Here is a 21915-nt window from a genome sequence, read left to right on the forward strand (position 1 = left end):
TTGAACGCGCGCGGGATACCTCCAGCATACCCATGCGCCGACCTTGCGACCAGCCGTGAAACCTCTGGCAACGGGCCTGTAACGAGCATTTCAAACAAGCGTATGTTTTTTCATTGACAGCTCACCGCCATCCTCATAACCTCGCCAAACCTTCAACGTACCGGGATGACGCGGACGTGGGCAGTATCTATTTGATTCGACATGGCCAGGCCTCCTTCGGTGCAGACGACTACGACGTCCTGTCGCCGACCGGCATCCGTCAGGCGGAAATCCTTGGTCGGCACCTGGCCGAACTCGGGATCAGCTTCGACCGCTGCCTGGCAGGGGATCTGCGCCGCCAGCAGCACACGGCCAACAGCGCGCTGGAGCAATTCGCCGCGGTGGGCCTGCCGGTGCCGCTGCTGGAGACCGACTCCGCCTTCAACGAATTCGACGCCGACGCGGTGATCCGCGCGCTGTTGCCGGCCATGTTGCCGGACGAACCCGAAGCGCTGAACATCTTGCGCAACGCCGCGCAAAACCGTGGCGAGTTCCAGCGCATCTTCGCCCTGATCATCGAACGCTGGCTCGCCGGTACCTACGACACACCGGGCCTGGAAAGCTGGCTGGGGTTTGTCGAGCGGGTGCGGGCCGGCTTGCATCGGATCCTCGACCAGGCCGACAACACCCAGAAAATCGCCGTGTTCACCTCCGGCGGCACCATCACTGCCCTGCTCCACCTGATTACGCAAATGCCTGCCCGGCAGGCCTTTGAATTGAACTGGCAAATCGTCAACACCTCGCTCAACCAGCTTAAGTTTCGTGGTCGCGAGGTGTCGCTGGCTTCCTTCAACAGTCATGCGCACCTGCAACTGTTGAAGGCCCCGGAACTCATCACGTTTCGCTGAGTCCGGACTATTGTGACCCTGGCAGTAACCACCCAGCTCTTATTACCCAAGAAAGGATCGAACCATGACCTCCGTAGCAGACGCCGTACAAGCAATGAAAGCCAAGTTCAACCCAGCCGCTGCTGCCGGTCTGGACCTGGTCTTCGGTTTCCGCATCGACGACACCAAGAACTTCTCGCTGATCGTCAAGAACAGCACTTGCGAGCTGCAGGAAGGCGAGAACCCGGACGCTCAGGTGACTCTGGTGATGGACGGCGAAACCCTGGAAGGCATCGTTGACGGTTCGACCGACGGCATGCAAGCGTTCATGGGCGGCAAACTGCGCGCTGAAGGCGACATGATGCTGGCCATGAAACTGTCCGAGCTGTTCCCGTCCTAAGCACCTGGCTCCCGGCCTTCGGGAGCGTGCCTGCTGCAAACGAATCCCGCCCCTAGTGGCGGGATTCGTCGTTTTTGCCTACACGCCGCTGACCTGTGGCGAGGGGGCTTGTCGGATCGCCGCATCGCCCCGTTCGGCTGCGAAGCAGTCGTCCCACCATTGATTTCGACTCATCGGAAGGACGCCAAGGGCCGCTTCGCGCCCCAACGGGGGCAAGCCCCCTCGCCACAGGGTATGAGTGGTGCCTGGGAGGTTTGTGCTCTTACAATGCCTCAACCTCCCACACAGGCCGCCCCATGGACATCGACCTCGCCCGCACCTTCCTCGAAATCGTCCGCCATGGCAGCCTGGCTGCCGCCGCGCAAAAGCTCCATGTCACCCAGACCGCGATCACCGCAAGGGTGCAGAAGCTCGAGAGCCAACTGGGCAGTACCCTGTTTGTGCGCAACCGTGCCGGTGCTCGCCTGACGCCCAACGGTGAAGCGTTCGTGGTGTACGCCAATCAACTGGTGCAAACCTGGGAAGCCGCACGGCGTGATCTGCCCTTGCCCGAGGGTTATCGCGATGTGCTGCACATCGGTGGCGAGGTGAGCTTGTGCAACCCGCTGATGCTCGGCTGGGCCGGCGCAATCCGCAAGCACATCCCCAGCCACGCCCTGCGCATGGAAATCCATGACGGCGAAAACCTCCTGCGTCAACTGGAGTTGGGCGTTCTGGATGCTGCACTGGTGTATCAGCCCGAGTATTGGCCGCGTTTGCAGGTCGAGCAGGTGCTCGAAGAAAAACTGATTCTCGTGCGCCTGGCCGACAGGCCCGATCCTTATGTGTACATCGATTGGGGCGCCGAATTCCGGCGCCAGCACGATGCCGCCCTGCCGGAAAAAGCCAAGGCTGCGCTGAGTTTCAATCTTGGTCCATTGGGCTTGCAGTACCTTCTCGAAAACGGCGGCAGTGGTTACTTCCGCACCCGTGTCGTGCAGAGCTATCTCGATAGCGGCGCCCTGGAACGGGTGCCCAAGGCTCCGGAGTTCAGCTACCCGACCTATCTGGTCTACTCCCGCGATCGTGACTCGCCGACGCTGCAACGCGCCTTCGACCTGCTGCGCGAGGTGATCGATTCCGACGAAGACTGGTCGCAACGCTGGGACCCGCTGACGTGAGACCGGTTTGCACCGGATCATGGCCGTTGTGTCCTCAAGGTTCGCCCCGCCAAAACAGCGGAATCGACTAATCTGCAGGAAATAACAATAACGACAGGTGATTGCAGTGAGGCAGACCACCGAAGGATTCCGCAGCCGTTACCGCGCCGCCATTCATCCGCTCTACAACCCTTGGCTGCACGGCGCTTTTGTCCTGTTGTTCGGGGCGCTGGCGATCAGCGCTTTCTGGAGCAACGTGCATCAGGTACAGCCGGCGCAATGGCTTGCGGTGCCCGTCACGCTGCTAGTGTTCAACCTCGGCGTGTACATGGTGCATCGCCACCTGGGGCATCATAAAAAGCGCTTCGCCCGGCTGTTTTATGCCCGTCACGCCGGCGACCACCACAGTTTTTTCACCCCTGGCCACATGACCTACGACAGCGCCCGCGACTGGCGGGTGATCCTGTTTCCGGCCTGGCTGATCGTACTGCACACCCTCGCCGTGGCCCTGCCCCTCTGGTGGTTGCTCAAGCACATCGATACCAACGTCGCCGGACTGGTCGGCGGCGTTCTTGTCCTCGGCTACCTGGCTTATGAGGTGTTCCATGCCTGCGAACATCTGCCGTCGCGCAACCCGCTCACACGGCTGCCGTGGATCCGCCAGATGCGCCGGTTGCACGAACTGCACCACCGCCGCGAACGGATGCAGGAGCGTAATTTCAACATCGTTTTCCCGCTGATGGACTACCTGTTCGGCACCCTCTATTGGGAGCCGGAACCTGTGCCGCTCAACCCGACGAGAACGCCCATGACCCGCATGCAGCATCAGATTGTCATTGCCGGACACCCGACCGATGTACTGGCCTACGCCAGCACCGTGACCCTTTGGCCGCAATGGCACCCGTCGTCGCTGCACATCGATGGACCCAAAGGTCCATTGCATGCCGGCTCACGTTTCGAGGAGGACATCCGCGCCGGCGGCCGTGAAGGACACTTGAGCTGGGAAGTGGCGCAGTACCTGCCCGGCCAGCGCTGGAGCGCGCGCGCCCAGGGTGACCATGGCCTGTCGCTGGTGGTCACCTACGAATGCGAAGCCGAGGGCCAAGACACACGTTTCGTCCGCACCCTGGAATACCGGTTCAGCGGTCTGGCGATGCGGATTGCCAACCGGTTGTTGCTCAAGCGGCGCATCGACCGGGAATCGGCGGCGTCGATGCTAGCGTTGCGCGAGATGGCGCAGAAATACCTGGTGGCAACCGGAGTCAACGCGTGAGCAGAATCCTCAAATGCCTGCTGCTGGTCATTGTCGTCATCGGTGCCTTCCTGCTGCTGATGCCGACCAAGGTGCGACCGGTGGCCTGGACGCCACAACCCGCGCCGTCCCTCTCCAGCGGAATCTACGCCGACAATCAGCGTCTCAAAGGCATGGAGCGCGTCGGTGCCGCCGACATCGACGGGCCGGAAGCCCTGCTGCTGGAAAACGACACCCTGATCACCGGCCTGCACGACGGGCGCCTGATCCGCACCAGCCTGGATGGCAAGACCACCAAAGTCCTGGCCGACACCGGTGGCCGGCCACTGGGCCTGGCCCGGCATCCCAATGGTCTGCTGGTGATCGCCGATGCCGTCAAGGGTTTGTTGTCTCTCGACGCCCAGGGTCGCCTGGTGGCCTTGACCACAGAGGCCGGCGGCGTTCCCTTCGGATTTACCGACGATGTGGTCATCGACAAACCCGGTCACTACGCTTATTTCAGCGACGCTTCGAGCCGCTTCGGTTATGGCCACGACGGTGAGGCCGTGCTCGAACACGGTGGTGACGGTCGATTGCTGCGCTACGACTTCCAGACCGGCAAAACGTCGGTTGTGCTGGACAAGCTGGAATTTGCCAACGGCGTGGCCCTGGGACCGGACGATGCCTACGTGCTGGTCAATGAAACCGGCGCCTACCGCATCAGCCGCTATTGGCTCAGCGGCCCCAAGGCCGGCACCCAAGACCTGTTCATCGACAACCTGCCGGGCCTGCCGGACAACCTGTCCTTCAATGGTCACGACCGGTTCTGGGTGGCGCTGTATGCCCCCCGAAACGCCCTGCTCGATGGCACAGCGGCGCATCCGTTCGTGCGCAAGATGATCGTGCGAGCCATGACCGTCCTGCCCAAACCCGTGGAAAAGCGCGGGTTCGCCCTGGGCCTGGACCTTGAAGGCAAAGTGATCGCCAACCTGCAGGACGGCAGCAGCGACAACTACTCACCGATCACCACGGTGCGCGAGTATGGGGACTGGTTGTATTTCGGTTCACTGAAGGCGCAGAACATGGCGCGGTTGCCTTTGAGCAAGGCGTTGCAATGATCTGTTGAGTTCAACCAAGCACCAATGTGGGAGCGAGCTTGCTCGCGATGGCGCCCGACCAGTCCGCATTTATATCGACTGACCCACCGCTATCGCGAGCAAGCTCGCTCCCACAGGGGACAGTGTTCACTCTGGATCGATGTCGACACCTTCATCCTCCTGCCATTCATCAATGCCCGGTTCTTCCTCGGGATTGACCGTGGTGTGTTCGGGGCTCAGCGGTTCGGGATGAGTGGGTATCGGGTCGTAGCCACCCTGTTGTTCACTGGGATATTTGGGCTGGGTCATGAGGCACCTCGTTGAGAGCCGTGATATCGGTCTCTGAGCATTCGAGGTGCCGGTTCTGGTGGCCGTTCCAACTTTCCAGTCACCGATCGTCGGTGGCAGGCACGCTGGATCAGGACCGCAACTGGAGTTGTTTGACGATCTTGTCCTTGACCTCCAAGCGCTTCGCCTTGAGCTTCGTCACCGCATCATCGCTGGATTTGGCCTCCTCCGCTTTCACCACTTCGGCATCAGCCAGGGAATACTTGTTGATCAGTGAATCCAGTAACGGATCCTTGGTGCGTTTCTGCTGGATTTCTTCCTTTGTGCAACTCAGATCCTGAAAAAGGTCATGGGGCACCGGCATGGAACACCTCCGTTTGTTAATCGGTAGCAAACGCCGACTGATTGCGTTCACCGACTATCAGAATGGCCTCGGTTGGCCCGTTCTGTCGACCATCTGTCAGACCAGCGGTGCCCGTTCGTCGTCCTGTCGCAAATGCGATAAAACCTTTGCCTGCGCCGCCGCCTCCACCGGTTAACGATCACTCGATCACCTTTGAAAACCTGTGCGGAGAATCACCAATGGACCGACTCAACGTGCGTCACCTGGCCCTGGTTATCGCAATCAGCAGCTGCATGGGCAGTGCCCTGGCTGCCACTTCCAATGACTTTGTCGACAAAGCGGCCGCCGGCGGCATCGCCGAAGTCGAGACCAGCCGGCTGGCCCTGGAAAAAAGTGCATCAGCCGACGTCAAGAAATTCGCCAACATGATGATTACCGATCATTCCAAGGCCAACGATGAACTGGCGGCCCTGGCGAAAAAATTCGACATCGAAGTGCCGGACAGCACGACGCTGACCAAACAAGCCAAGGAAAAAATCCTCGACATGCGCGACGAATCCTTCGACGCGGCCTATGCCGACAACCAGGTCAAGGCCCATGAAGAAACCATCGACCTGTTCAAGAAGGAAGCCAATACGGTGACGGACGACCGGGTCAAGGGCGCCACCGAGCTCAAGGGCTTTGCGCAAAAAATGCTGCCGGCGCTGGAAAAACACCTGAAAATGGCGAAAAAACTCCAGGCCGCCCATCCGAGCAAGTAGCTGCGTGATCCATGCATCCTTGTGGGACGGCGCTTGCTCCGGGAGTCGATCCGACGAACGCTCAGGTCAGCAAGCATCTCTATTGGATGTACCGGCCTCTTCGCGAGCCCGCTCCCACAGGTGCCGAGTACAGCCCCAAGAAACTGGTCGGCTGTCAGGCCGTCTTCGCGAGCAGGCTCGCTCCCACAGGTGCCGAGTACAGCCCCAGGAAATTGGTCGGCTGGCAGGCCGCCATCGCGAGCAAGCTCGCTCCCACAGAAGAGCAAAGGCAGAGCAGTCCACACCGCGCCGCTTCTCATCACTCATCAGGCCGAGCGTTAGCTCGCCTGCAGCTCTTGATCTACCCGCCCCCTCGGCAGGCTGAGTGGAGGTGTTCATCCGGGGATGGGCGCGCAGCGCCGTTCGACGCAGTCGAACTCATTGCATGTAGGTCGAAGCGAAGCCGACCGGAGGGCAATGCCCCCGGATGAATACCGGAGCGAAGGAACCCCGAGCCTCAGCGAGGGGCCGTACGTTCGGGGCGAGCGTTTTTTTGGTTACTTTTTTTAGGCGCTTGTAAAAAAAGTGACTCGCCGTAAGGGCGAAACCATAAGCCGCCGTTACCGAAGAAACGGATATGTACCCAGCCAACACAGGCTCGCCCCACAGGGAATTTTGTCAGCCACTCAGCCACCAAGAACCGTCCGCACCATCTGCGTCAACGCTTCCGGACTGTAGGGTTTGCTGAGCAAATAGGTATCCGGGCTAAGCTGGTGATTGCGCGAGATGATGTCGCGGGTATGCCCCGAAGTGAACAGCACCGCCACCGGCGGTTCCTGCACCTTCGCCCAGGCCGCCAGGTCCGAACTCTTGATCAGGCCAGGCATTACCACGTCGGTGAATATCAGGTCCACCGTCACCCCATCCAGCAACATTTGCATGGCGACGTCTGCGTTGGCGGCCGTGAGGACTTGATAACCCTCCTCGCCCAACAACTCCACCGCCGACACTCTCACGGCCTCATTGTCCTCGACCACCAGGATGCGTTCGTGCCCGCCCCGTTGCGGCATATCGGGGCCCGGCGTTTCGCTGGGTACCGCGCGCATGGTACGCGGAAAGTACAACTGCACCCGGGTCCCCCGCCCCACGTCACTGGCGATTTCGATATGACCGCCACTCTGCTTGACGAAGCCAAACACCATGCTCAAGCCCAATCCGGTGCCCTGCCCGTCGGCCTTGGTGGTGAAGAACGGCTCGAACGCCTGGGCCAGCACCTGCGGCGGCATGCCGACGCCGGTATCGGTCACGGACACCCGCACATAGTCCCCCGGGGCAATGCCCCTACCGACGCAAAACTTGCTATCGAGGACGATGTTTTCCGCGCACAGGTCAATCCTGCCCTCGCCTTGAAGGGCGTCACGGGCATTGATCGCCAGATTGAGAATGGCGTTTTCCAGTTGGTTGCGATCAACAAACACACTCCACGAATCCTCGGGTGCCGTCATGTGCACCTGAAGGGTTTCACCCAGGGCACGCAGCAACAACTCCGCCAGGCCATCGAAAATCTGCCGCAATGTGAAGACCGCAGGCGACAAGGGTTGGCGGCGGGCGAACGCCAGCAATTGCGAGGACAGCTTGGCACCGCGTTCGACGGCGGCAATCGACGCCGAGACCCGACGCTGCACATTGGCGTTACCCCGCTCATGGCGCGCCAGCAAGTGCAGGTTACCGGCGATCACTTGCAACAGGTTGTTGAAGTCATGGGCCACACCGCCCGTGAGGCCGCCGATGGCTTCCAGCTTCTGTGACTGGCGCAATTGATCTTCCGCCGCCAGCCGCGCCTCGACCTCATCGGCCACCCGCTGCTCCAGGTTGCGGGTGAACTTGAGCAAGGACTCTTCGGCGGTCTTGCGTTCGTGGATGTCGATCAGCACGCCGGGGAAACGAAACGCCTCGCCCTGTTCATTGAACTCGCAACAGCCACTGGCGAGTACCCAGAGGTAACTGCCGTCGGGGCGCCGGATCCGGTATTCGACGTTATAGGGCTCGCCCGTCTCCACCGACAATCTGACCCGTTCCCGGACCCAGCTGCGGTCATCCGGATGGATGCGGCTTTGTGCGATTTCCTGGGACAGGTTTTCCAGGTCTTGCCCGAGGGGATAGGAAAACGCGCGGGCAAAACGCTCATCGCCCGACAGCACGTTGGCCTTGATGTCCCAGACAAAGGAGCCGAGCAATGCACCGGCGTTTAGCGCCAGGCGCACCCGTTCGTTGTCGGCGCGGTAGGCGTCTTCAGCCGCCTGTCGCCGTCGTTCGGAGATCACCCGTTCCGTGGTTTCCACCACCATGGCCATGACCCCGGCCGGGCGTCCGTCATCGTCGGCTACCGGGCTGTAGTAGAGGTCCATCCAGACATCTTCCGGAACCCCGTCACGCAGCAGCACCAGTTCTTTGTTGCGAAAGGACAAGGTGCCGCCCGCCAGGCAGGTGTCGACCACGTGGCGATTGAATTCGGCGACTTCTGGCCAACCCAGTTCCACAGTGGAGCCGAGCAGGTACGGATGACGCCCACCGGCAAACTTGGAATAAGCGTCGTTATAGATCATGTACCCGGACTGGCCCCAGAGCATCACCATTGGCAGCGGCGAAGCGAGCATCAACTGCACCGCGCTGGTCAGACTCCTGGACCATGAGTCGAGCGGGCCAAGTTCGGTCCGGCTCCAGTCGAACGCACGAATGCGCCCGGCCATTTCGCCGTTCCACCCGGCACACCCGTGGCTATCCGCTAGAAACTGCATCGGCTGGCTCTATCCCGGTAAATGGCACCCGTTTGTTTCGAGCATTCCGGGCGCGATTCGTTTCATAGAGGTATAGCTGATGCGATGAAATAGGTACCCCCTGTAGGAGCTGCCGCAGGCTGCGATCTTCTGACTTTGATTTTTAACAACAAGATCAAAAGATCGCAGCCTTCGGCAGCTCCTACACCTCAATCAGATGCTTGAGCGGGTTGTAACTGCTTTTCAGGGTCGCCGCGACATCGAGAATGGCCTTCTCGATGCCATTCAAATGCATGCAGGTCAGCTCGATGGCCGCGCTCTGGTTGCCCGCTTCGATGTACTCGATCAACCGCAGGTGTTCATCGTCGCGGCAGGCTTCGTGGCTGTCGTCATCGAGCGCGGCGGCATACAGCGAGGCCCGGGAAATCAGCTTCTGGAACCAGTCGAGCAATACCGGGTTGTTCAGGCTGCGGGCCAGTTTGATGTGGAACTCGCCGAGCAGGTGAATCAGCCGTTCGTGATCACCGCTTTGATGCGCTTCATCTTCCAGCAGCAGGTGATCGCGCAGGTCCTGGGTCACCGCTGTATCACGGCGACGGCACAGTTCACTGACGATGCCGATCTCGACCAGACGCCGGGTTTCGAACAGCGAGCGGATCTCCTCGTCACTGGGCAATGACACCGATGCCCCCTTATTGGGCTCGGTGGTGACCAAGCCATCGGCCTCCAACTGCTTGAGCGCGGCCCGCACAGACGTACGGCTTACGTTGAACAGCTCGGCCAGCGAGGCTTCGCCCAGCTTCATCCCCGGACGCAACGAACGCTTGCTGATCGCCTCGTAAACCCCTTGGTAGACGCGGTCGACCGTGGTTTCCAGTTTCTTTTCCGTCATTCATCAACTCCTTGCGCCCTGTGCAAACAACCCTGGCGAATGATCAGCCTTTGAAAAAGGGGCTTGCACGAGCAGATTAATCCGGGTATTTCTAAATTGCATCCAGATTTTGCATACAATAATTAGAGGAATGCACCATTATGGGTCATCCAGTTGCAATTGAAGTGCGAAACGTCTCAAAGCGATATTCCGACGACCCCGGGCTGGCGCCAGCCCTGGACAATGTTTCTGTCGACATCGCCGACAACGAATTCTTCACCCTGCTCGGCCCCTCGGGCTGTGGCAAGACCACCCTGCTGCGCACCATTGCCGGCTTCGAGCACGTCAGCGACGGTGAGATCCGCCTCGCAGGCGAGCCGGTCAATGACTTGCCGCCGTTCAAGCGTCGGGTCAACACGGTGTTCCAGAGTTACGCGCTGTTTCCGCACATGAGTGTTGCGCAGAATATCGCCTTCGGCCTCGAGATGCAGGGCCTTGATCGCAAACTGATCCCGCAGCGGGTCGAGGAAATGCTCGCGCTGGTGCAAATGCAGCACCTGGCCAAACGCAAACCGGCCGAACTGTCCGGCGGCCAACAGCAACGGGTGGCTCTGGCCCGGGCCCTGGCGCCAAAACCGAAAGTGCTGTTGCTCGATGAGCCGCTGTCGGCGCTGGACCTCAAGTTGCGCAAGGAAATGCAGGTCGAACTCAAGCGCGTGCAAAAAGAAGCCGGGATCACCTTCATTTTCGTCACCCACGATCAGGAAGAAGCGCTGACCCTGTCCGATCGCATTGCCGTGATGTCCGCCGGCAAGATCCTGCAAATCGGCACGCCCAACGAAATCTACGAGCGTCCGCAGCACCAGTTCGTCGCGCAATTCATCGGCGACATCAACTTCCTCCCCGGGCACCTCAAGCGCGGCCAGCAGAACGAAAAGCTCTTCGTGCCCAACGGCATGCCCGTGGAAATCCCCTGCCCGGCCCAGGGCTTTGACGGCAGCAAGGTGCAACTGGCGTTCCGCCCCGAGCGTTCGCAACTGGTCGAACCGTCGCAGCCCCATCACCTGCGCGGCGTGATCGAGGCCGTGCTGTACGTCGGCACGGCCACGCTCTATCAGTGCCGCTTGAACAACGACATCAAGGTCATGCTGCGCGAGAACAACGAAGGCCTGAGCCACGGGCGGGTGGTGGGCGATCGCGTCGCGGTCAACCTGCCGCCCCACGCCTGCCTGTTGATGGAGGCCTGAGATGAGCGTCAGCAGCACTTCCCCGGCCCTCAACCGCGCGCTGTTGCTCAGCCCGGTCGTCCTGACCCTGCTGGCCCTGATCGCCATTCCGCTGGGCATCATGGGCTACATCAGCCTGTTGCCGCGCAACGTCTATGGCGGCGTCGACTGGCAGGCCAACTGGCAATTGCAAAGTTATGTGCAGCTGTTCTTCCAGGAAGGTTTCGACGGCGAACTGGAACTGAACTGGGTCTACGCCCAGGCGTTGTTGCGCTCGGTGTTCCAGGCCGGCGGCACCACGGTCCTGTGTTTCCTGTTCGGCTTCCCGGTGGCGTTGTGGATGTCGAGCCTGACGCCACGCCGGCGCAACCTGATGGTGTTGCTGATCACCATCCCGTTCTGGACCAACCTGCTGATCCGCAACTATGCCTGGCTGATCATCCTGCGCGAACACGGCTGGGTCGCCCAGAGCCTCAACGCGCTGTTCCCCCAGGCCGGTGGCATCACCCTGCTCTATAACGACTTCGCGGTCAGCGTCGGCCTGGTCTACAGCTTCCTGCCGTTCATGATCCTGCCGATCTACTCGACCCTGGAGAAACTCGACTGGCGCCTGGTGGAAGCCGCCTACGACCTGGGCGCCAATCGCTGGCATGCGTTGCGGCGGATCATTTTGCCGCTGTCGATGCCGGGGGTGATTGCCGGTGCCTTGCTGGTGTTCGTGCCGAGCCTGGGTGCCTTCATTACCCCGGCGATCCTCGGCGGTGGCAAGACGCTGATGATCGGCAACCTGATCCAGCAGCAGTTCGGCACCGCGCGCAACTGGCCGCTGGGCAGTTCGCTGTCGTTCCTGCTGCTGGGAATCATGTTGCTGTCCCTGGTGCTCTACGCCCTCTATAGCCGCAATGCCGCCAAGACCCAACGCCCAGGAGCCCAAGCATGATTGCCCTGCACCTGAAGAAGCTGCCGCTGACCCGTGAAGTCAGCCTGTTGATGCTGGCCTATCTGTACCTGCCGATTTTCGTGCTGATCGCCTACAGCTTTAACGCCAACCGTTCGGCGACGGTGTGGACCGAGTTCTCGTTCGCCTGGTACGGACGCATCCTGGCCAACCCGTCGATCCAGACCGCGGCACTGAACTCGATCATCGTCGCCAGCATCGCGACGGTCTGCGCCACGGCGATTGCCCTGCTTGCGGCGCTGGCGACGTACCGGCCGTTCTACGGACAGAAAATGGTCGAAGGCGGGATCAACCTGCCGCTGATCCTGCCGGAGATCGTCACAGCCGTAGCCACCCTGCTGCTGTTCATGGCGCTGGGCATCAAGCTCGGCCTGCTGACGGTGATCATCGCCCACATCGGTTTTTGCATCCCCTTTGCGTACCTGCCGATCCGTGCGCGGCTCAATGACCTGGACAAGAGCCTGCTGGAAGCGGCGAACGACCTGTACGCCAACCCCTGGCAGGTGTTTCGCCAGGTGACCTTGCCGCTGCTGTGGCCGGCGGTGCTGTCCGGTTCGGTACTGGCGTTCGTGGTCAGCCTCGACGATTTCATCATGACCTTCTTCGTCGCAGGTCCCGGTTCGACCACCTTGCCGGTGTACATCTTCTCGGCGATCAAGGCCGGCGTGACGCCGGAGATCAATGCGATTTCGACCCTGATGCTGGTGATATCCATCGTGCTGGTGGTGCTGGCCTTCTGGCTGGGACAGCGCGGCAAACAACAATGAGCCTGGAGGTTACTTTTATGAGCAATAAAGTGAAAAGCATGCGTTTCGCCGTTGCCAGTCTGGCCTTGAGTTGCTTCACCGCACTCACTGCGTTCGGCGCCCAGGCCGCCGAGCCCAAGGAGCTGTTTTTCTACAACTGGACCGATTACTACCCGGTCGACCTGCTGGCCAAATTCGAAAAGGAGACTGGCATCAAGGTCACCATGGACGGCTACGACAGCAACGAAACCCTGCTGGCCAAATTGCAGGCCGGCGGCGCGGCGTACGACGTGATCGTGCCGTCGCAATCGATCATGCGCACCCTGATCAACCAGGACCTGCTGCTGGAAATCGACGCCTCGGCCCTGCCCAACTTCCAGTACGTCAAACCGGCGTTCCGCGACCCGAGCTTCGACCCGGGCCGCAAGTTCTCGGCACCGTACCTGTGGGGCACCACCGGCTTCTCCTATGACAGCGCCCGGGTGCCCGGCGGCAAGCTCGACGACTCGTGGAAAGAGTTCTTCGAGCCGCGCAAGGAACTGCAAGGCCAGCTCGCCGCCCTCGACACCTCCAGCAGCGTGATCAACGCCGCCAGCCACTACCTGAATGTCGACGAGTGCAGCGAAAACCCGCAGGACGCCAAGCGCATCCTCGAACTGCTGCAAAAACAGAAACCCTTCCTGAAGATGTACAGCTCGGACAACACCGTCGACCGCATGGCCTCCGGTGAAGTGATCATGATGCAGAACTGGAACGGCTCCACTGCCCGCGCCACCCTGCAGAAGAGCACCATCAAGTACGTGTATCCGAAGGAAGGCCTGGCCATGTTCCAGGACAACTTCGCCGTACCCAAGAGCGCGCCTCACCCCGGCAACGCGAAGATTTTCATCGACTGGATGATGAAACCGGAAAACGCCGCCGCCGTGTCCAACGCCATCGCCTACGCCAACGGCATCCAGAGCGACAAGCTGATCGACGCCAAATGGCGGGTGATGGATGCCATCAACATGCCCGACGAATTCGCCTCGCGCCTGCGTCCGGAAAAGGAATGCAGCAACAAGGCGCGGGAGCTGCAGGACAGGATCTGGGCGAAGCTCAAGGGCTGATTGTTTGACTTGAAACCGAGTCGCGGCCATCGCTGGCAAGCCAGCTCCCACAGGGTTTGGTGGTGTTCACAAATTTTGTGCCCAACACAAATCACTGTGGGAGCTGGCTTGCCAGCGATGAGGCCCTCCCAAACACCACAGAATTTGAGGTTTTAAATGACCCAACCCCGCTGGCTACGCAACGTGCGCCCCTACGGCACCCCCGCCGAAGACCTGCTGATCGAAAACGGCCGGTTCACCCAACGCCGTCCGGCTTCGAACGCGGCCCTGGCCGCCACCGACATCGACGGCCAGAACCAGTTGCTCACCCCCGCCCTGGTGGAAAGCCACGTCCACCTGGACAAAACCCTCTGGGGCCAGCCATGGCGCCCCAACAGTGCAGGTCCGACCCTCAAGGACTACATCGCCAACGAACGGCGCATCCTGCGCGAAGTCACCACACCGATTGCGCAACGGGCCGGCGCCCTGCTGGAAAACTGCATCGCCCGCGGCTCGCTGACCATGCGTTGCCACGTCGACATCGACCCGGAATTCGGCCTGCGGCATGTCGAGGCCATGCAGCAACTGCGCGAACAATACCGCGACCTGATCGACCTGCAACTGGTGGTGTTCCCGCAAACCGGCCTGATCAGCCGCCCCGGCACCGCCGAACTGATGCGCGAAGCCATGGCCCTGGGCGTGGAGAACGTCGGTGGCCTGGACCCGTGCGGCATCGACAACGACCCGATTGCCCAACTGGATTTCGTCTTCAAGCTGGCCAGCGAATTCGACCGTGGCGTCGACATTCACCTGCACGACAAGGGCGAGTTGGGCCTGTGGCAGATCGCGCTCATCGCCGACTACACCGAACGCTTCGGCCGCCAAGGCCGGGTGATGATCAGCCATGCCTACTGCCTTGGCATGCTGCCATGGAGCCAGGTCAAACCGGTGGCCGAGCGCCTGGCGACACTGGGAGTTTCGCTGATGAGCTCGGCCCCGGCCGATTGCGCGGTGCCGCCGTTCCTGGCCCTGCGCGAAGCCGGTGTGAATGTATGCCTGGGCTCTGACGGCATTCGTGACGCCTGGTCGCCGATGGGCAACGGCGACATGCTGGAGCGCGCGATGCTGCTGGCGTTCCGCTTCGATTTGAACAAGGACGAAGAACTGGCGGCGGCGTTCGAGGCGGCGACCGTCAACGGTGCCCAGGCGCTGGGTTGCGCAGCCAATCGCCTGCAGATCGGCCAGCCGGCGGATTTCCTGCTGATGCCCTCGCAAACGTTGGGTGAAGCGGTGGTTTCGCGACCGCCGCGTCAAGTCTATCGCGCCGGTCGTTTGATCGCTGCGGGCGGTCGTTTGCTGGAAAGCCGTCTGTGAAGCGCATCGGCTTGCGAGCCAGTTGCGTGGTCGGCTTCGACGGCACGCAGCATGTGCTGTGGCGCGACGGCGAAGTGGTGTTCGAAGGCTCGCGCATCGAGTTTGTCGGGCGCGGTTATCCGGGCCCGGTGGATCAGTGGATCGATTACGGCAACGCGTTGATCGGCCCCGGCTTCATCGATCTGGATGCCCTTGGCGATCTTGATTCCACGGTACTGACCCTGGACAACGGCGACGAGCGCGACATGGGCCGGATGTGGTCGGCGCAGTATCTGGCGCGTGGATCGCGGGAAAGTTACAGCCCCGAAGAAGAAGTCTTCAAATACCGCTACGCCTTCACGCAACTGATCCGCAACGGCATCACCACGGCCATGCCGATCACCTCGATGTATTACCGCGAGTGGGCCGAGACTTACGACGAGTTTGCGGCGGTCGCCGGCGTGGCGGCCGAGTTGGGGCTGCGCACTTACCTGGGCCCTTGCTACATGAGCGGCATGAGTTACTGGCGCGCCGATGGCAGCCTGGCACACCACTGGGACGAAGCCCGGGGCATGGCCGGCCTCGATGCCGCCGAACGGTTTTTCCGGGATTTCGACGGCGCGAACAACGGCCTGATTCGTGGTGCGCTGTTGCCCGATCGCATCCAGACCTGCACCCCGGCGCTGCTGCAACGCACCGCCGCGCTGAGCCGGGAACTGAACGCACCGATGCGTTTGCACTGTTGTCAGGGCCTCGGTGAAGTGGCGATGGTCGAGCAACTGCGCGGCACCTCGCCATTGGGTTGGTTGCAGCAGCTTGGGCTGCTGAACCCGCGCAGCCTGCTGCCCCACGGCATCTACACCCACGGCGATGACGACCTGCAACGTGTGGTGGATGGCGGCGCGAGCCTGGTGCATTGCCCGGTGGTATTTGCCCGGGACGGCGAGGCCTTGAATTCGTTTGGCCGCTATCGGGCCAGGGGCGTCAACTTCGCCCTCGGTACCGACACCTGGCCGGCGGACTTGCTCGACAACATGCGCCAGGGCCTGAACATCGCCCGACTGATGGAGGGCGGCAACTCACTGACCAGCACACTGGATATGTACAACGCCGCGACCCTCGGCGGCGCCAGGGCCCTGGACCGCGACGATCTCGGCCGACTGGCACCGGGCTGCAAGGCCGACATCAGCGTGTTCAACCTGCGCGGGATGCACCTGGGGCCTTTGTTCGACCCGCTGAAAAATCTTGTACTGGCCGGTCGCGGCGACGACTGCATCGCCAGCTACATCGATGGCCGCTGCGTGATGCAGGACGGCCAGGTCGAGGGCGTCGACTACCCCGCCCTGCAACGCCAGGCCCAACGCCAATTCGAAAAACTGATGCGCAGCCACAGCGACCGGGCCTTCGGCCAACCGGACTGGAAAAGCCTGTTCCAGCCGGCCATCCCGTTCGCCGACGACTACAGCGCACAGACGCCACTGAGCGCGATCGAACCTCTCCTTTAGGGAATTCTGCCTATGCAAAGCTTTGACTTCAGCACACTGAGCCCACGGGACAAATACAAGATTCTGATCGGCAGCGTCGTGCCACGACCGATTGCCCTGGTCACCACCGTCGACGGCGAAGGCCGGATCAACGCGGCGCCGTTCAGCTTTTTCAATGCGCTGTCGGCCGATCCGCCCATCCTTGCCCTTGGCGTGGAAAACTACGGCGACCAAAGCCCCAAGGACACCACCCGCAATATCCAGCTCAATCAGGAATTCACCGTGAACATCGTCAGCGACGCCCTGGTGGAGGCCATGAACGTCTGCGCCGTGCCCTTTGCCCCCGGCTTCGACGAACTGACTGCCGCCGGCCTCACCGCCATCCCTGGCACCACGGTCAAATGCCCGCGCATCGGCGAAGCCCCGGTGGCGCTGGAGTGCCGGCGGATGATGGCGCTGTCCATCGGCCAATCCCGGGAGATCATCTTTGGTGAAGTGCTGATGGCGCATGTGCGTGACGAACTGATCGACCCGAAAACCCTGTACATCGATCAGTTGGGGCTCGATGCCATCGGACGCATGGGTGGGCATGGCTATGCGCGCACGCGGGATTACTTCGATTTGCCGACGCGCTCGCTGCAGGCGTGGACGGATGCCCCGGGCGGTGGCGAGCGGTTTTGGCCACTGGCCAAATAGCAGGCATTAACACAAACCCTGTGGGAGCGAGCTTGCTCGCGATAGCGGTCTGTCAGGCAGCGCAGATGTTGACTGTAAAACCGTCATCGCGAGCAAGCTCGCTCCCACAGGCTTGCGGCGTCAGTGAAAATCCCGGCTACGCACAGTGATGCCATCGAGCAACGCACTCAGGTCACTCAAGCGCCCGGCTATCAGATGCCGGACCTCGCCTTCCTTCTCCCAGCGCCCGTCGACCTTGAGCAACTGCGAGCCGACCAGCACCTGGCGCTGGCGCTCGGCCAGGTCGCGCCACACCACTACGTTGACGTTGCCGAACTCGTCCTCGAGGGTGACGAAGGTCACGCCGCTGGCAGTGGCCGGGCGTTGCCGGCCGGTGACCAGCCCGGCGACGCTGACCGGCCGACCGTGCTCGACGTCCAGCAATTCTTTCGAACTGCGGCAGCGCCGCGCCTTCAACTCACCCCGCAACAGGGCCAGCGGATGCGGCCCGAGGGTGGTGCCGACACTGGCGTAATCGGCCTGCAGGTCCTCGCCCACGGTGGGTTTTGGCAGCGCCACCGCGTCCTCTTCCTGGCTCGGCAGGCCGGCAAACAACCCCAGCTGCTTTTGCACCCCCGCCACTTCCCAGCGCGCCCGGTGGCGGTCGCCGGCCAGGCCACGCAACGCGCCGGCATCGGCCAGTTGCTCCTGGGCGCGGGCATCGAGCCGCGCCCGCCCACCGAGGTCGGCGATGTCGGCGAACGCGCCTTGCGAGCGGGCCGCTTCGATGCGTCGGGCATCGTCCTCGCGAAAGCCCTTGATCATGCGTAGCCCCAAGCGAAGCGCCGGTTGCGCACCGCTGATCGGCTCCAGGCTGCAGTCCCAGTCACTGGCGCGCACGTCCACCGGGCGAACCTGCAAATGATGACGCCGAACGTCCTGCAGAATCTGGTCCGGGCTGTAGAACCCCATCGGCCAGCTGTTGATCAGCGCACAGGCGAAGGCCGCCGGCTCGTGGCATTTCAACCAGCAACTGGCGTAAGTCAGCAAGGCAAAACTAGCGGCGTGGGACTCGGGAAAACCGTAGCTGCCAAAGCCCTTGATCTGCTCGAAGATCTGCGCGGCGAACTCGGCGGTGTAGCCGTTTTTCTTCATGCCGGCGGCCAGCCGCTCCTTGTGCGGTTCGAGCCCGCCGTGGCGTTTCCACGCGGCCATGGAGCGGCGTAGCTGATCGGCCTCGCCGGGGCTGTAGTCGGCGGCGACGATGGCGATCTGCATCACCTGTTCCTGAAACAGCGGCACGCCAAGGGTGCGCTTGAGCACCACTTCCAGTTCCGGCGACGGATACACCTCCGGCTCTTCCTTGTTCCGTCGCCGCAGGTACGGGTGCACCATGCCGCCCTGGATCGGCCCCGGCCGAACGATGGCGACCTCGATCACCAGATCGTAAAACGTCTTGGGCCTGAGCCTCGGCAACATCGACATCTGCGCCCGGGACTCGATCTGGAACACGCCGATGGTGTCGGCCCGTCCGATCATTTGGTAGGTGGCCGCATCCTCGGCCGGGATGGTCGCCAGGCTCAGGTCCAGGCCCCGGTGCCGGCGCAGCAGATCGAAACATCGACGAATCGCGCTGAGCATGCCCAGGGCCAGGATATCGACCTTGAGCAGGCCCACTGCGTCGAGGTCATCCTTGTCCCACTGGATGATGGTGCGCTCGGCCATGGCGGCGTTTTCCACCGGCACCAGACTGTCCAGCGGCTGCTCGGAAATCACGAAACCGCCGGGGTGCTGGGACAAATGCCGGGGGAAGCCGATCAACTGTCCCGTCAGGCTCAGCACCCGGTGCAGCACCGGGCTCTGCGGGTCAAAACCACCTTCACGCAGGCGTTCGACAGGGGGCGTTTCATCGCTCCAGTGACCGCAGCAATCGGCCAGGGCGTTGATCTGGTCCGGCGGCAAACCCAAGGCCTTGGCCACATCCCGTACCGCACCGGCGGCGTGGTAAGTGCTGACCACCGCCGTCAGCGCGGCGCGGGCCCGGCCATAACGCTGGAACACGTACTGCAAGACTTCTTCGCGGCGTTCATGTTCGAAATCGACATCGATGTCCGGCGGTTCGTTACGTTCCCTGGACAGAAAGCGCTCGAACAGCAACGTGGTGCGATCCGGATCGATTTCGGTGATCCCCAGGGCGAAGCACACTGCCGAGTTGGCGGCAGAACCACGACCCTGGCAAAGAATCTGTTGCTGGCGGGCAAAGCGGACGATGTCGTGGACCGTCAGGAAATAACTTTCATAGCCCAGCTCCGCGATCAGTTGCAGCTCTTTATCGATCTGCACCAACACTTCGTTTTTCGGCCCTTTTGGCCAGCGCCACTCGATGCCTTCCTCGGTCAAATGACGCAGCCACGAGGTGGCCGAGTGCCCTTGCGGCACCAGTTCGCGGGGGTATTGATAACGCAGCTGGCCGAGGTCGAAGGTGCAGCGCCGGGCAATGACCAGCGTTTGCGCCAGCAAGTCTGGCGGGTAAAGCGCCTGCAGCACATCGAGACTGCGCAGATGGCGCTCGCCGTTGGGGTGCAGGCGCAACCCGGCATCGGCCACCGGCAGGTGGTGACGGATAGCCGTCATGGTGTCCTGCAAGGCCCGGCGCCCGCGTGCGTGCATGTGCACATCGCCACTGGCCACGGCGGGAATTCGCAGTTCCCGAGCCAGTGTGAGCAAATCGTTCAGGCGTTGCCCATCGTCCTGACCGCGATGCAACTGCACCGCCAGCCACAGGCGTTCGCCGAAGACCTGCTTGAGCCAGTGGCCCTGTGCAAAGGCATCGACAGCGTCCGGCACCCACAACGCCAACAGCCCCGGCAACGGTTCGCCGAAGTCTTCGCGCAGCACCTGATACTGGCCTTTCTGCGTGCGGCGCCGGGCGCGGGTGATCAATCGGCACAGCGCCTGATAGCCCTCGAGGCTCTCCACCAGCAGCACCAGTTTCGGACCGTTCTCGATGCGTATTTCACTGCCGATGATCAGCGGCAACTCCACGGACTTCGCCGCTTGCCAGGCACGAACGATGCCCGCCAGGGTGCATTCGTCGGTGATCGCCAGGGCTTGGTAACCCTGTTTTTTCGCGCGCTGGAACAGTTCGAGGGCACTGGAGGCACCGCGCTGGAAGCTGAAGTTCGACAGGCAGTGCAATTCGGCATAGTCGCGGCTCATGCGAACCAGCCCTGCAACCACAACGGGCCGTCCTCGCCGACCGCCCGGTAGGCCCAGCCCTGTTGGCCGGCACGGGTTTCGATCAGGTAATAGTCACGGCGTACGTCGTCACCGTCCCACCAGCCGGACTCGATACGCTCAGGCCCCATGAGGATGCGCGCCGAGCCCTGATGCACGGCCAGCGGCTCGGTCAGCAGCCAGCCCGGCCGCTTCACGGCGCCCAACGCTGCGCAAGGCTGGCTGTCGGCACTGGCCTGCCACGCGCACTCGGGGCGATGATCGGCCTGGAAGCGCAAGCCATGCACCGCGTCATCCCCCAGCCGTGCCCGCAGGCGTTCGCGCAGTTGCTCCCAGGGCAAGGACTGCTGCGGGCGATCGTCGAACAGCTCCTGATGCTGGGGCACGAAGGTCGGCAAATCCTCGGCACACAAGCGAAAGCCGCGCACCGGCGCCTCGACCTGGACTTGCTCCAACCGCCCCCGGGCCAGTTCGAAGAGCATCGCCGGATCACGCTCGGCGCTGAGCAGGCCGACCTTGATCAGCGTATCCGGCAACCCGGCGTGCTCCAGATGCAGGTCGAAACGCTGTACGCCGCTGTCGCGACCGCAGAGGAACGCCGACAGGTCGCCCGTCAACCGGCGCAACGGAAACAGCAGGGCTTGATGGGACTGCACATCGAAATTGAGCTCGATACGTACATCGAAGCGGTCCGGCGGCAGGTAAAACGCCAGCGCCAGCCGCCGCGTGCCAAGCAACGCATCCAGATGCTTGAGCACCTGGGCCTCGAAACGCCGGGCCAGGCTCTGCCGGGGCAACGCCTGCACCTGGCTCAAGGTGCGCAGGCCCATGCGCGACAAGGCCGTGGCGACCTGTGCTTCGAGGCCGATCCGGTCGACGGGCATCTGCCCCAGGTGATGCTGCAAGGCTTGATCATCCGGGACCACCAGGCCGTCATAGGCGTTGGCCAGCACCCGCGCCGCCACCGGGTTGGGCGCGGCCACGATGCGGTGCCGAAACCCCAGTTCGCCGAGCTCACGGCGCAAAAGCGCTTCGAATTGCGGCCAGGCGCCGAACAGGCCGAGGCTGGACTCGATCTCGAACACCAGGGCACGGGGGTAATGCACGCTGACCTGGGAACTGAAGCGATAGGCCCAGGCGGCGAGAAACTGCTGCCAGCGTTCGATTTCACTGGCGTCGTATTCAGCCGTGGCAAACCCCTTGCTCAAGGCCTGTGCCGCGCTCATGGACTGGCCGGGACGCAAACCCAGCGCCCGCGCCGCAGCGTTGACGGCCTGCAACACCCGGCGCTGGGCCGGGCCGGTCAGCAACGCCAGGGGTTCATCAGGATCGGTGCGCTGACGCAATGCCGCGTCCAGCGCCAGTTGCGGGAAAACAATGCAGACCCAGCGCATGGCAA

General features: G+C 62.3%; 20 protein-coding genes. 14 read left to right on the plus strand and 6 right to left on the minus strand.

All coding sequences use genetic code 11. The annotated features are described in order from the left end of the window. Positions 1–176 precede the first annotated feature (176 nt). The 5 genes from KW841_RS18365 to KW841_RS18385 all read left to right on the plus strand — a co-directional run bounded on the left by KW841_RS18365 (position 177) and on the right by KW841_RS18385 (position 4754). Positions 177–887: a histidine phosphatase family protein gene (locus KW841_RS18365; protein ID WP_015094879.1), complete on the plus strand. Its 711-nt coding sequence runs from the start codon at positions 177–179 to the stop codon at positions 885–887. A gap of 64 nt (positions 888–951) precedes the next feature. Beyond that, complete coding sequence (locus KW841_RS18370) at positions 952–1266, plus strand: SCP2 sterol-binding domain-containing protein (protein WP_007976511.1); 315 nt, start codon at positions 952–954, stop codon at positions 1264–1266. Between the two features lie 296 nt (positions 1267–1562). Further along, on the plus strand, positions 1563–2426 hold the full coding sequence (locus KW841_RS18375; RefSeq protein ID WP_218478847.1) for a LysR family transcriptional regulator: 864 nt from the start codon (positions 1563–1565) through the stop codon (positions 2424–2426). Between the two features lie 106 nt (positions 2427–2532). Next, positions 2533–3678, plus strand: coding sequence for an SRPBCC family protein (locus KW841_RS18380; RefSeq protein ID WP_218478849.1), 1146 nt, complete (start codon positions 2533–2535; stop codon positions 3676–3678). Then, positions 3675–4754, plus strand: coding sequence for an SMP-30/gluconolactonase/LRE family protein (locus KW841_RS18385; RefSeq protein WP_218478851.1), 1080 nt, complete (start codon positions 3675–3677; stop codon positions 4752–4754). Before KW841_RS18380 ends, KW841_RS18385 begins: the two co-directional genes overlap by 4 nt. A gap of 126 nt (positions 4755–4880) precedes the next feature. Here KW841_RS18385 and KW841_RS18390 read toward each other — a convergent pair whose 3' ends face one another. Together KW841_RS18390 and KW841_RS18395 are read right to left on the minus strand one after the other, a co-directional pair. After that, the gene (locus KW841_RS18390) at positions 4881–5042 is read right to left on the minus strand and encodes a hypothetical protein (RefSeq protein WP_218478853.1); all 162 of its coding nucleotides are present in this window, start codon (positions 5040–5042) and stop codon (positions 4881–4883) included. A 109-nt stretch (positions 5043–5151) separates the two neighbouring features. Further along, entirely contained in the window at positions 5152–5385 is a 234-nt protein-coding gene (locus tag KW841_RS18395; RefSeq protein WP_095966813.1) for a DUF465 domain-containing protein, read from the minus strand. On the opposite strand from KW841_RS18395, the gene KW841_RS18400 reads away from it, so the two are divergent. After that, positions 5384–5560 carry a hypothetical protein gene (locus tag KW841_RS18400; RefSeq protein WP_218478855.1) on the plus strand — a complete coding sequence of 59 codons (177 nt, stop codon included), beginning with the start codon at positions 5384–5386 and terminating at the stop codon, positions 5558–5560. The genes KW841_RS18395 and KW841_RS18400 overlap by 2 nt on opposite strands. Before the next feature lie 43 nt (positions 5561–5603). Further along, positions 5604–6125, plus strand: coding sequence for a DUF4142 domain-containing protein (locus KW841_RS18405; RefSeq protein WP_218478857.1), 522 nt, complete (start codon positions 5604–5606; stop codon positions 6123–6125). 665 nt (positions 6126–6790) lie between these two features. On the opposite strand, the gene KW841_RS18410 is transcribed toward KW841_RS18405, so the two are convergent. Together KW841_RS18410 and KW841_RS18415 are read right to left on the minus strand one after the other, a co-directional pair. Next, positions 6791–8854 carry a PAS domain-containing sensor histidine kinase gene (locus KW841_RS18410; RefSeq protein WP_218478993.1) on the minus strand — a complete coding sequence of 688 codons (2064 nt, stop codon included), beginning with the start codon at positions 8852–8854 and terminating at the stop codon, positions 6791–6793. 229 nt (positions 8855–9083) lie between these two features. Further along, positions 9084–9773, minus strand: a complete 690-nt coding sequence (locus KW841_RS18415) for a GntR family transcriptional regulator (protein ID WP_007973313.1) — start codon at positions 9771–9773, stop codon at positions 9084–9086. Between the two features lie 140 nt (positions 9774–9913). On the opposite strand from KW841_RS18415, the gene KW841_RS18420 reads away from it, so the two are divergent. The 7 genes from KW841_RS18420 to KW841_RS18450 all read left to right on the plus strand — a co-directional run bounded on the left by KW841_RS18420 (position 9914) and on the right by KW841_RS18450 (position 17300). Then, a complete protein-coding gene (locus KW841_RS18420; protein WP_104448379.1) occupies positions 9914–10999 on the plus strand; it encodes an ABC transporter ATP-binding protein in 1086 nt (361 codons plus the stop codon). A gap of 1 nt (position 11000) precedes the next feature. Next, positions 11001–11918 carry an ABC transporter permease gene (locus KW841_RS18425; RefSeq protein WP_007973317.1) on the plus strand — a complete coding sequence of 306 codons (918 nt, stop codon included), beginning with the start codon at positions 11001–11003 and terminating at the stop codon, positions 11916–11918. Continuing rightward, the gene (locus KW841_RS18430) at positions 11915–12703 is read left to right on the plus strand and encodes an ABC transporter permease (protein ID WP_218478859.1); all 789 of its coding nucleotides are present in this window, start codon (positions 11915–11917) and stop codon (positions 12701–12703) included. The genes KW841_RS18425 and KW841_RS18430 overlap by 4 nt, the downstream gene beginning before the upstream one ends. A 17-nt stretch (positions 12704–12720) precedes the next feature. Continuing rightward, complete coding sequence (locus KW841_RS18435; protein WP_218478862.1) at positions 12721–13788, plus strand: extracellular solute-binding protein; 1068 nt, start codon at positions 12721–12723, stop codon at positions 13786–13788. Positions 13789–13944: 156 nt separating this feature from the next. Next, positions 13945–15141, plus strand: a complete 1197-nt coding sequence (locus KW841_RS18440; protein WP_218478864.1) for an amidohydrolase family protein — start codon at positions 13945–13947, stop codon at positions 15139–15141. Continuing rightward, complete coding sequence (locus KW841_RS18445; protein ID WP_218478866.1) at positions 15138–16625, plus strand: amidohydrolase family protein; 1488 nt, start codon at positions 15138–15140, stop codon at positions 16623–16625. The genes KW841_RS18440 and KW841_RS18445 overlap by 4 nt, the downstream gene beginning before the upstream one ends. A 12-nt stretch (positions 16626–16637) precedes the next feature. Continuing rightward, on the plus strand, positions 16638–17300 hold the full coding sequence (locus KW841_RS18450) for a flavin reductase family protein (RefSeq protein WP_007973324.1): 663 nt from the start codon (positions 16638–16640) through the stop codon (positions 17298–17300). 120 nt (positions 17301–17420) lie between these two features. Here KW841_RS18450 and KW841_RS18455 read toward each other — a convergent pair whose 3' ends face one another. Both KW841_RS18455 and KW841_RS18460 read right to left on the minus strand, forming a co-directional pair. Further along, positions 17421–20519 carry an error-prone DNA polymerase gene (locus KW841_RS18455; protein ID WP_218478869.1) on the minus strand — a complete coding sequence of 1033 codons (3099 nt, stop codon included), beginning with the start codon at positions 20517–20519 and terminating at the stop codon, positions 17421–17423. Beyond that, positions 20495–21910: a DNA polymerase Y family protein gene (locus KW841_RS18460; RefSeq protein ID WP_218478871.1), complete on the minus strand. Its 1416-nt coding sequence runs from the start codon at positions 21908–21910 to the stop codon at positions 20495–20497. Before KW841_RS18460 ends, KW841_RS18455 begins: the two co-directional genes overlap by 25 nt. Positions 21911–21915 lie beyond the last annotated feature (5 nt).

The organism is Pseudomonas sp. PDM28 (assembly GCF_019219115.1).
In the GTDB taxonomy this organism is placed as follows: domain Bacteria; phylum Pseudomonadota; class Gammaproteobacteria; order Pseudomonadales; family Pseudomonadaceae; genus Aquipseudomonas; species Aquipseudomonas laurylsulfatiphila.

What these genes read in the sequence shown, in the direction of transcription:
- KW841_RS18370 (WP_007976511.1), top strand. Translation starts at nt 952, where the DNA reads ATGACCTCCGTAGCAGACGCCGTACAAGCAATGAAAGCCAAGTTCAAC.
- KW841_RS18375 (WP_218478847.1), top strand. Translation starts at nt 1,563, where the DNA reads ATGGACATCGACCTCGCCCGCACCTTCCTCGAAATCGTCCGCCATGGC.
- KW841_RS18390 (WP_218478853.1), bottom strand. Translation starts at nt 5,042, where the DNA reads ATGACCCAGCCCAAATATCCCAGTGAACAACAGGGTGGCTACGACCCG.
- KW841_RS18400 (WP_218478855.1), top strand. Translation starts at nt 5,384, where the DNA reads ATGGAACACCTCCGTTTGTTAATCGGTAGCAAACGCCGACTGATTGCG.
- KW841_RS18395 (WP_095966813.1), bottom strand. Translation starts at nt 5,385, where the DNA reads ATGCCGGTGCCCCATGACCTTTTTCAGGATCTGAGTTGCACAAAGGAA.
- KW841_RS18405 (WP_218478857.1), top strand. Translation starts at nt 5,604, where the DNA reads ATGGACCGACTCAACGTGCGTCACCTGGCCCTGGTTATCGCAATCAGC.
- KW841_RS18410 (WP_218478993.1), bottom strand. Translation starts at nt 8,854, where the DNA reads ATGGCCGGGCGCATTCGTGCGTTCGACTGGAGCCGGACCGAACTTGGC.
- KW841_RS18415 (WP_007973313.1), bottom strand. Translation starts at nt 9,773, where the DNA reads ATGACGGAAAAGAAACTGGAAACCACGGTCGACCGCGTCTACCAAGGG.
- KW841_RS18420 (WP_104448379.1), top strand. Translation starts at nt 9,914, where the DNA reads ATGGGTCATCCAGTTGCAATTGAAGTGCGAAACGTCTCAAAGCGATAT.
- KW841_RS18425 (WP_007973317.1), top strand. Translation starts at nt 11,001, where the DNA reads ATGAGCGTCAGCAGCACTTCCCCGGCCCTCAACCGCGCGCTGTTGCTC.
- KW841_RS18430 (WP_218478859.1), top strand. Translation starts at nt 11,915, where the DNA reads ATGATTGCCCTGCACCTGAAGAAGCTGCCGCTGACCCGTGAAGTCAGC.
- KW841_RS18435 (WP_218478862.1), top strand. Translation starts at nt 12,721, where the DNA reads ATGAGCAATAAAGTGAAAAGCATGCGTTTCGCCGTTGCCAGTCTGGCC.
- KW841_RS18440 (WP_218478864.1), top strand. Translation starts at nt 13,945, where the DNA reads ATGACCCAACCCCGCTGGCTACGCAACGTGCGCCCCTACGGCACCCCC.
- KW841_RS18450 (WP_007973324.1), top strand. Translation starts at nt 16,638, where the DNA reads ATGCAAAGCTTTGACTTCAGCACACTGAGCCCACGGGACAAATACAAG.
- KW841_RS18460 (WP_218478871.1), bottom strand. Translation starts at nt 21,910, where the DNA reads ATGCGCTGGGTCTGCATTGTTTTCCCGCAACTGGCGCTGGACGCGGCA.